The organism is Flavobacterium sp. (assembly GCF_020217025.1).
GTDB lineage: Bacteria > Bacteroidota > Bacteroidia > Flavobacteriales > Flavobacteriaceae > Flavobacterium.
On sequence record NZ_JAIWOF010000021.1, the window covers coordinates 1 to 10,000 of the forward strand.

Below are 10,000 nucleotides of genomic sequence, written 5' to 3' on the forward strand. Positions count from 1 at the left end.
CTTCTAATTCTTATTATTTGAAATCGCAATTACTGAAAACCGAAAAAAGCAACTTAGCCGTTTTTATCAATTATCGAAGATTGCAATATGAAGACTCTAATAAGAAAGATGAACCTTCATTGAATTCAAGAGTTTTGTATAATGATCGTTTTTCTGGACAGAAATTGCAATTGACAACCATTTATGAAACCTTATCTGGAACTATAGCCCAACAAGAATTCACCTATTTAGAAGTTGATCCTACACAAGGAACTTACATGTGGAACGATTATAATGGGAATGGAATTCAGGAATTACAAGAGTTTGAAATTGCTCCATTTCCAGATTTAGCGAAATATGTTAGAGTCTATTTGCCGAATCAGGTTTTTATTAGAACACATCAAAATAAATTCTCTCAAACTGTAAATCTGAATTTTTCAGAATGGCAAAAAACAACGGGAATAAAAAAATTGGCTTCTCATTTTTACAATCAAACCTCTTATTTAATTGATAGAAAAAAATTGAGAAATGGTGCTAATTTTAACTTAAATCCATTTGAAAATAAAGAGGCAGATTTAGTAGGAATGAATTTAAATTTTAGAAACAGTTTGTTTTTTAATCGAGGAAAACAACACCATTCTACTACTTATTCTTATTTATCAAACGAATCCAGAAGTTTACTTTCTGTAGGAAGTGTAGCAGCGTATAATCAATCGCACCAATTGCAATACCAACACTTGATTCGTAAAAGTTGGTTAGTGAACATATCTGGAAACACTACGAAAACAAACTCAACTTCTGAAAATTATCCAAGTCGCGATTATAAAATTAAAAGTTACCAAATAGTCCCAAAAATAGGCTACTTATTTTCTAAAAATGCGAGTTGGGATGTGTTTTACGAATTTCAAAACAAGGAAAATCAAATTGGCGCATTAGAAACATTAGTTCAAAGCAGATTTGGAACCTCTTTTACAGTAAACAGCACAAAAGGATTTAGCTTGAATGGTGAGTTTTCCTATTATAAAAACACATTTACAGGCAATAATTTAGCGCCAGTTGCGTTTCAGATGCTTGAAGGTTTACAACCTGGAAAAAATCAAACTTGGCGATTGCTTTTACAAAAAAATCTTACCCAATATTTAGATATCAACATCAATTATCAGGGAAGAGATAGCGAAACTAGTAAAACTATTCATACAGGAAATATTCAATTACGAGCGTTTTTTTAGTTAATATTTAGATTAGTTCTAAATTTCTGATTAATTTTACAATCTTATTATCATACCAATAATTTATCATGTTAAAAAAACTCCTTTTATTAACGTATTTACTAACAAGTTTGTTAGGCTTTTCACAATTAAGCAATAAACATTGGTTACCTCCCTTGCATTCTAGAAATCAACAATTAGTTTCAAGTCATTATATCTATTTATCTACACCTGAACCAGTACCTTTTCAGGTAACTATAAAAAATGGTAACGGAACTCCACTTGCTGGCTCACCTTTTACAATTTCACAAGGCAACCCTAGATCTGTTTTGATTGGCGCACAACAACCATCTTCGATGTTTTTAGCTGTTACAGATGTTAATGTAGTTAAATCTGACAAAGGACTTATATTAGAAGCTCCTAAAGATTTTTATGCAAGTTTTAGAGTTGTATCTGAGAACCATGCAGAAACTTTAATTTTAAAAGGAAAAGAAGGATTAGGAACTCAATTTCGCGTAGGAAGTCTTCCGCAAGTTTATGATGGGAGTACCCGAAATTTTGTAACAAGTTTTATGGCAACCGAGGACGGAACTTCTGTTACAGTATCAGATTATGATACAAATGTTGTTTTTCAGGCTGGAAATGGGACAAATAATGCGAATACTCAAACTTTTAGCCTTAATAGAGGACAAACTGTAGTTCTCTCGGGTTATACAGATACCCCTGCAAATTTAGCAGGCTTTGTTGGCGCATTAGTTACCTCTACAAAGCCAATTATCGTAAATACCGGCAATTGTTTAGCAGGTATGTCCACAGAAACTGATGGTCAAGATATAACATTGGATCAAATCGTTCCCATTGAAAAAGTGGGGAATGAATATGCTTTAGTTAGAGGTAATGGTAGTAATTTATCTGAATTCCCTTTAGTAATTGCAACTGAAGATAATACTCAAATTTATGTAAATGGTAGTACTATACCGCTAACAACTTTGAATGCTGGCGATTATCATTTGATTCAAAATTCATTATATCAAGGGACAAATAATCGAAATATGTATGTTACAAGTAACAAACCAATTTACATGTATCAGATCATTGCCGGAGATGTTAGAGATGCAACAAATGGATTAAATTTCATCCCTCCCTTGAGTTGTTTTTTTCAAAAATCGGTTGACTTAATCCCAAGTATCAATCAAATTGGCCCAGTAATTTATACATCTGATGTCATTGCCTTAACGAGTAATGATGCCGTTTTATCAATAAATGGTGATGTGGTAACGGAACTCCCAGAACCACTTCAAGGAAATGCAAACTGGGTTACTTATCAAATAAGAGATTTAATTGGAGATGTCAGCATTTCATCTACTGGTCCTTTAGCTGTTGGTGTCCTTGGACGAAGTGGAGCAGCAGGTTTTGGAGGTTATTACTCAGGATTTGGAAGTACACCAGAAGATACGAGTATTACCATTTGTTCTAATAATACAATAAATCTATTTGATTCTATAAATGGAAATCCTGAATTAGGAGGAACTTGGACGGTTCCTACAGGTGGTAATCCGATTGTCTCAAATATTTTCAATCCCAATAATAATATCCCTGGTGATTATTACTATAACTTTTCAAAAACTTGTGATGGCACCACCGTTAGTTTAAGCATTAAAATTACCGTTAATGTAGAACAAGCGCCTTTCGTTGGAAATAATAACACGCTTAACACTTGTAAAAATAGTCCAACAACCGATTTATATACTTTATTAGGACCAGGAGCTGTATCCGGTGGAACTTGGTCTCCAGCACTTAGTTCAGGTGGAAGTATTTTCAATCCTGCATTAGATAGCAGTGGAACTTACACTTATTCCATTACAGGAACAGGAATTTGTGATGCTCCCTCGGCAGAAATAGTGGTTAACAATTATGACTTACCTATTTTATATCAAATCTCTGATTTAGAAAATTGTGACGATGCAACTGATGGAGATGATACGAATGGTTTTGTGAATTTTGATTTGACAACAAAAAACAACGATCTTCTAGGCACTCAAACAGGAATAACTATTACATATCACATCTCTCAAGGTGATGCATTATTAGGTCAAAATAGTATTACAAACATATATTCAAACAATAGAATTATCTATGCTAGATTAACTAATTCATCTAATTGTAGTGCTATAAATAGTTTTAATTTAGTAGTAAAAAGATTGCCTATAATTAATAACAATGTCTCATTAAAACAATGCGACATTGATAGCGACGCGGTCACTAATTTTAATTTAACGCAAGCCAATATTTTAATTTCAACAGATAACAGTTATACTTTTTCCTACCATAATTCTCAAAATGGAGCCCAACAAAACAATGATTTTGTAACAAATGAAACCTTTTTTAATGCTGCAAATGGAAGTATTGTATGGGCTAGAGTTCAAAATACTCAAGGCTGTTACAGAGTTACTCAGGTAAATTTAATTGTTTCAACAACAACCATAAATCAAAATTACGTTTTTCCTATTAACGAATGTGATGATTACATTGATGCAAATGACCCCGACTCAGACGGCTATGATTACTTTGATTTAACTACCATAGAAGCTCCAATTAGAGCACAATTCCCTGTAGGACAAACCTATACATTTTCATATTATTTGAATCAAAACGATGCACAAGCGGAACTAAATCCAATTACAAACCCTACTAATTATAGAAATGAAGTTATAAACAATCAAGTTATTTGGGTTAGAATAGAGAGTAACTTATATGAATGTGCTGGTTTAGGCCCATTTTTAAAACTAATTGTAGATCCATTACCAAATGTTAATTTAGGAAACGATTTTACAATCTGTTTAGACCCTTATACCGGACAAGGAAGTAGCACATTAAATGCAACACCGAGTATTCCAGGAAATTACTCCTACGTATGGAACCCTGCAAACCCGGCAGGCAACTCAGCGATTTATAATGTTACTCAAGCTGGAACATATCAAGTTGAAGTAACAAATACTACTACTTCTTGTGTTAATACAGATACTATTGTTGTAACTTTATCTTCAGAACCAGAATCAATCTCAGCCGTTATAATATCACCCGCTTTTTCAAATGGAGCAACTACTATTCAAGCAAGTGTTATTGGTGGCTTTGGTGTTTATGAATACAGTTTAGACGGTATTGTATGGCAATCAAGTCCTATATTCACAAATTTAGAAAACGGTACATATATGGTTTATGTTAGAGACATTTTAGGATGTGGACTATTGGTTACTCAAGAACTAAAGACAATCACCTACCCTAACTATTTTACACCAAATAATGATGGTTATAATGATGTATGGAAAATTGAACTTCCAACAAGTTATGAAGCATCTATTTCTATATATGACAGATACGGAAAATTGATAAAAAAATTAAATAGTCTAAATAATGAAGTTTGGGACGGCACCTATAATGGAAATTTATTACCATCAACTGATTATTGGTTTAGAGTTGAATACACAGAGAATAATGCAAAAAAAGAGTTTAAATCACACTTTAGCTTAAAACGATGATCTCAAAATCTGGAACTATAACAACTTCAATATTAAATCAAGTTGCTACAATAGAATTTTCACACCCTGCTAGTAATTCTTTTCCAAGCACATTACTACAGGAATTAACGGATGAAATTAATACTTTAAGCAAAAACGATTCCGCTTCTATAATTATTCTAAAAAGTTCAGGCACAGGTGCGTTTTGTGCTGGAGCCACTTTTGAAGAACTACTTTCAATAAATAACTACGAAGACGGAAGTAGATTTTTTTCCGGATTTGCTAATGTAATTAATGCTATGAGAAAGTGTCCAAAACTTATCATCGGCAGAATTCATGGAAAAGCTGTTGGTGGTGGAGTTGGTTTAGCTGCTGCATGTGATTATTCTTTTGCAACAACTAAAAGTGAAATCAAACTTTCTGAAATAGCTATTGGAATTGGTCCTTTTGTAATAGAACCTGTAGTTTCAAGAAAAATTGGAAAGATGGCTATGGCAGAAATGACGCTTAATCCAACCGTTTGGAAAACATCAAATTGGGCATTTGAAAAAGGATTGTTTTCTGAGGTATTTGAAACAATAGAAGAATTAGATTATAGACTAAATCAATATGTTACTGAAATTTCATCCTACAACAAAGAGGCTTTGAATGAAATGAAAAAAGTACTTTGGGAAGGAACAAATCATTGGGACAGTTTACTTTATGAAAGAGCTGCCATCTCTGGACGATTAGTCTTGTCAGATTTTACAAAAAACGCATTAGAAAAATTTAAAAAATGAGAAGTTTAATTCTTTTTTTACAACAAGTAAGCGTGGAGCAAAAATTAAAAAATGCTCCAGACAGTCAATATCAAATAGGAGTTCTAATAGGTTCTTTTATCCCGTTTATTGTACTTGCAGTAATAGCATATACCCTCTACTATAGAGCAAAAAAGAAAGAACAAAATTTAAAATAAATCAAAATGTCAAACATAAGAATTACCAAACAATTTAACTTTGAAACAGGCCATGCACTTTATGGTTATGACGGAAAGTGTAAAAACGTTCACGGCCATAGTTACAAACTATCTGTTACCGTAATCGGAAAACCTATAAAGGATACTTCAAATGTAAAATATGGCATGGTGATTGACTTTGGCGATTTAAAAAAAATTGTAAAAGAACAAATTGTAGATGTTTTTGATCACGCTACTGTTTTTAACAAAAACACACCTCATATAGAGTTAGCTCATGAATTAAAATCTAGAGGACATGATGTAATTTTAGTTGATTACCAACCTACTAGCGAAAACATGGTAATTGATTTTTCTAATAAAATTAAAAATCTTTTACCTGAAAATATAAAACTACATTCTTTAAGATTACAAGAAACGGAAACTTCTTTTGCTGAGTGGTACGCTTCTGATAATGAATAAACTACTTTCAATGAAAATCTATTTCGCCTCCGATCAACACTTTGGCGCTCCAACGCCAGAATTAAGTTTTCCAAGAGAACAAAAATTCATTCAATGGTTAGATGTTGTTAAGCAAGATGCTGATGCAATCTTTTTACTTGGCGATTTATTCGATTTTTGGTTTGAATACAAAACTGTTGTTCCAAAAGGATTCGTTAGAGTTTTAGGCAAATTAGCAGAAATTAAGGATTCTGGTATTCCAATTTATTTCTTCGTTGGAAATCACGATTTGTGGATGCACGATTATTTTCAAAAAGAGTTAAACATTCCTGTTTATCACGATAATCAAGAATTTACCTTTAACGGAAAAACTTTCTTAATTGGTCACGGTGATGGAAAAGGCCCTGGCGATATGGGTTATAAAAGAATGAAAAAAGTGTTTACCAACCCGTTTTCAAAATGGTTATTTCGTTGGTTACATCCCGATATTGGTGTAAAATTAGCCCAATACTTATCGGTAAAAAACAAACTGATTTCTGGAGCAGAAGATGTAAAATATTTAGGAGAAGACAACGAATGGTTAGTGCAATATTGCAAAAGAAAACTAGAAACCAAACATTATAATTTCTTCGTTTTTGGTCATCGTCATTTACCTTTGGAAATCGAACTAAAAGATAATTCTAAATACGTAAACTTAGGCGATTGGATTGGTTATTTCACCTATGGCGTTTTTGATGGCGAAAAAATGGAGTTGAAAGAATTCAAAAATTAAATCGTTTCCAAATCTTTTTCAATATCCAATTCTCTGAATTTTGGTGAGGCTACAGCTGTAACTCCCACAATACCCAAGGTCATCATTCCACCGAAAACAACCGCAGGAACCACTCCCATAATTTTGGAAGCCAATCCACTTTCAAAAGCACCTAATTCATTTGACGAACCTACAAAAATTGAATTCACAGAAGATACACGTCCGCGCATGTGATCAGGTGTATAAATTTGAAGAATGGTTTGACGAATTACTACTGAAATTCCATCCGTAACACCACTCAAGAATAAAGCTACTACAGATAACCAAAAGTTAGTTGATAATCCGAAAACGATAATACAAATTCCAAATCCGAAAACAGCTAATAATAACTTTTTACCTGCTTTTTGATGTAATGGAATGGATGTCGAAATTAACATCGTAAGCAAACCACCAATAGCCGGAGCTGCTCTTAAAATTCCGAATCCTTCCGAACCTACTTTTAAAATATCTTGTGCAAAAATGGGCAATAATGCAACAGCTCCTCCAAATAAAACCGCAAACATATCAAGTGAAATAGCATTTAAAATAGGTTTTGAACTAAATACAAACGACAATCCTTCTTTCAAACTTTTGAAAATCGGTTCGCCTAATTTTGGATTTAAAATCGGTTTTCTTTCAATTTGTGTCAATACGACTAAAGCCATAATCACACAAAAAACTACAAAAACCAATGACCAAAACGCACCCATCCAACCAATTGCAAATCCAGCCAATGCTGGGCCAATTACAGCCGCCACTTGCCAAGTAGAACTGCTCCATGTAGCTGCGTTAGGTTGCTCTTTTTTAGGAATAATCAATCCCAATAAACTAAAAACGGACGGAATTAAAAACGCACGGATGATTCCTCCCACAAAAACTAGAGCGTAAATTCCGTACAAAATAGTGTTTTTGGAAAAAGAATCGATGAAATTCGGATGCACTAATAAACACATCAAAGCACTGATTGTTGCTAATCCAGAAAAACATTTGATTAACAAGCCTTTCTTCTCATTTTGATCTACAATATGTCCAGCAAACAACGCCATACTTATGGCTGGAATAATTTCCATTAAACCAATTAATCCCAATGATAGTGGGTCTTTTGTGATGCGATACACTTCCCACTCAATCAATACAAATTGCATCGACCAAGCCAAAACAATAAACAATCGCATGGCTAAAAACCAGCGAAATTCGGGTATACGTAAAGATGAAAAAGGGTCTTTTTTAGCCATTTGAAGTATTGATATCGCGTAATTGCAATTGCAAAGTTACAGTATCTTTCCATTCATTTTCTTCCAAAGAGAAAATTGCATCAAATTTATTTTTGTTGGCAACCAAGTCTAATTTATTTCCCAATCCAAAACCAATAGCTCCAAAGGATTCCGAATTTCCTTGTTTTACGAATACTTTCAAATGTTCGTTATCGGAACCTAAAGTCTTCGCATAACCTGAATCAGTCAATCCTTTTGCTAAGAATAAAGGCGTCATATTTTCAGGTCCGAAAGGTTCGAATTGTTTTAATAATCGCATTAACTTCCGATTGATTTCGGATAATTCGATTTCGGCATCGTATGAAATTTCCGGAGTTAATAAATCGGGATGAATGGTTTCTTGCACCACTTTTTCGAAAGCATTTTTGAAATTTTCGTAGTTTTCTTCCAAAAGCGTCATTCCAGCGGCATACATATGTCCACCGAATTGTTCCAAATGTTCCGCACACGCTTCCAACGCATTATAAATATCAAAATCTTTTACCGAACGCGCTGAAGCTGCTAATTTTTCACCACTTTTTGTAAAAACAATAGTTGGGCGATAGTAATTTTCCACTAATCTTGAAGCTACAATTCCAATAACACCTTTGTGCCAATTTTCTTGGTAGACAACAGTTGAAAATCGTACTTGCTCGTTGTTTTCTTCAATTTGAAGTAAGGCTTCTTTCGTAATTTGTTTGTCTAATTCTTTTCTATCGGAATTATGCTGCTCGATTTCAGAAGCAAATTGTTCGGCTTGGTCTAAATCGTATTCCGTTAATAAAGCAACGGCTTCGTTTCCGTGTTTGATTCTTCCAGCGGCATTGATTCTTGGTGCTACAATGAAAACCACATCCGTAATCGTTAAGACTTTCTTCTTTACATTTTGAATTAATGCTTTTATTCCAGGTCGCGGATTCGAATTAATCACTTCCAAACCAAATTTCGCCAATACTCGATTTTCACCATTAATCGGAACAATATCAGCCGCAATTGCAGTCGCTACCAAATCTAAATATTCTACCAAATCTTCAATCGTTTGATTTCTATTTTCGGCTAAAGCTTGAATCAATTTAAACCCAACACCACAACCACACAATTCGTCATACGGATATGAACAATCTTCGCGTTTTGGATCTAAAACCGCAACGGCATCGGGCAAAATATCGCCAGGTCGGTGATGGTCGCAAATGATGAAATCGATGTTTTTTGCTTTGGCATAATACACGTGGTCAATTGATTTGATTCCACAATCCAAAGCTATAATTAAGGAAATATCGTTGTCTTCTGCATAGTCAATTCCCATATAAGAAATGCCGTAACCTTCTGCATATCTATCAGGAATGTAAGTCGTAACATTCGGATAAAAACTACGTAAATAGCTCGAAACTAAGGAAACAGCGGTTGTTCCATCAACATCGTAATCTCCGAAAACTAGAATATTTTCGTTATTAGCAATTGCTTTTTCGATTCGCGCCACAGCTTTGTTCATATCTTTCATCAGATACGGATTGTGCAAATCGGCTAAAGTGGGACGGAAAAAGGTTTTGGCTTGTTCGAAGGTTTCAATTCCTCGTTGAACTAAAAGTGTTGCAATAGTTTCATCGACTTGAAGGGCGCTCTGAATGGCTTGTACTTTTTCTGGATTTGGCTTAGATTTTGGATTCCAACGCATAGTTTAATTACGAATTAAAAATTATGAATTATTTTATTTTATTTTGGCTTATATAATTGAATGACAAAGGTATAAATATTTTTTAAACCTGACAGGTTTTCGAAACCTGTCAGGTTTAATTTTACAACTTATGATAAAAAATCGCTACCTCAACTTTTGCAAATTGACGGAACATTTCCATAAC

The 10,000-nt window shown here is 33.8% G+C and carries 7 protein-coding genes and 1 pseudogene; 6 read left to right on the plus strand and 2 right to left on the minus strand.

Annotated elements, in window-relative coordinates:
• The 6 genes and pseudogenes from LDL23_RS00870 to LDL23_RS00895 form a co-directional block, all read left to right on the plus strand.
• A pseudogene (locus tag LDL23_RS00870) lies at positions 1–1,208 on the plus strand (hypothetical protein); the annotation flags it as partial.
• 68 nt (positions 1,209–1,276) lie between these two features.
• Positions 1,277–4,726 (plus strand): T9SS type B sorting domain-containing protein, encoded by a 3,450-nt coding sequence (locus tag LDL23_RS00875; RefSeq protein ID WP_291264014.1) that lies wholly within the window; start codon positions 1,277–1,279, stop codon positions 4,724–4,726.
• Positions 4,723–5,484: an enoyl-CoA hydratase/isomerase family protein gene (locus LDL23_RS00880; RefSeq protein WP_291264015.1), complete on the plus strand. Its 762-nt coding sequence runs from the start codon at positions 4,723–4,725 to the stop codon at positions 5,482–5,484. The genes LDL23_RS00875 and LDL23_RS00880 overlap by 4 nt, the downstream gene beginning before the upstream one ends.
• Positions 5,481–5,660: a hypothetical protein gene (locus tag LDL23_RS00885; RefSeq protein ID WP_291264016.1), complete on the plus strand. Its 180-nt coding sequence runs from the start codon at positions 5,481–5,483 to the stop codon at positions 5,658–5,660. Before LDL23_RS00880 ends, LDL23_RS00885 begins: the two co-directional genes overlap by 4 nt.
• Positions 5,661–5,666: 6 nt before the next feature.
• Positions 5,667–6,119 (plus strand): 6-carboxytetrahydropterin synthase, encoded by a 453-nt coding sequence (locus LDL23_RS00890; protein ID WP_111567447.1) that lies wholly within the window; start codon positions 5,667–5,669, stop codon positions 6,117–6,119.
• 10 nt (positions 6,120–6,129) lie between these two features.
• Positions 6,130–6,870 carry a UDP-2,3-diacylglucosamine diphosphatase gene (locus tag LDL23_RS00895; protein WP_291264017.1) on the plus strand — a complete coding sequence of 247 codons (741 nt, stop codon included), beginning with the start codon at positions 6,130–6,132 and terminating at the stop codon, positions 6,868–6,870.
• Here the strand turns inward: LDL23_RS00895 and LDL23_RS00900 are convergent.
• Both LDL23_RS00900 and recJ read right to left on the minus strand, forming a co-directional pair.
• Complete coding sequence (locus tag LDL23_RS00900) at positions 6,867–8,123, minus strand: MFS transporter (RefSeq protein ID WP_291264018.1); 1,257 nt, start codon at positions 8,121–8,123, stop codon at positions 6,867–6,869. The two genes, LDL23_RS00895 and LDL23_RS00900, sit on opposite strands and share 4 nt — an antisense overlap.
• On the minus strand, positions 8,116–9,816 hold the full coding sequence (gene recJ, locus LDL23_RS00905; RefSeq protein WP_291264019.1) for a single-stranded-DNA-specific exonuclease RecJ: 1,701 nt from the start codon (positions 9,814–9,816) through the stop codon (positions 8,116–8,118). The genes LDL23_RS00900 and recJ overlap by 8 nt, the downstream gene beginning before the upstream one ends.
• Positions 9,817–10,000: the final 184 nt, after the last annotated feature.

Excerpts from the sequence above, each read along its gene's own strand:
- LDL23_RS00875 (WP_291264014.1), top strand. The coding sequence starts at position 1,277 with ATGTTAAAAAAACTCCTTTTATTAACGTATTTACTAACAAGTTTGTTA.
- LDL23_RS00880 (WP_291264015.1), top strand. The coding sequence starts at position 4,723 with ATGATCTCAAAATCTGGAACTATAACAACTTCAATATTAAATCAAGTT.
- LDL23_RS00885 (WP_291264016.1), top strand. The coding sequence starts at position 5,481 with ATGAGAAGTTTAATTCTTTTTTTACAACAAGTAAGCGTGGAGCAAAAA.
- LDL23_RS00890 (WP_111567447.1), top strand. The coding sequence starts at position 5,667 with ATGTCAAACATAAGAATTACCAAACAATTTAACTTTGAAACAGGCCAT.
- LDL23_RS00895 (WP_291264017.1), top strand. The coding sequence starts at position 6,130 with ATGAAAATCTATTTCGCCTCCGATCAACACTTTGGCGCTCCAACGCCA.
- LDL23_RS00900 (WP_291264018.1), bottom strand. The coding sequence starts at position 8,123 with ATGGCTAAAAAAGACCCTTTTTCATCTTTACGTATACCCGAATTTCGC.
- recJ (WP_291264019.1), bottom strand. The coding sequence starts at position 9,816 with ATGCGTTGGAATCCAAAATCTAAGCCAAATCCAGAAAAAGTACAAGCC.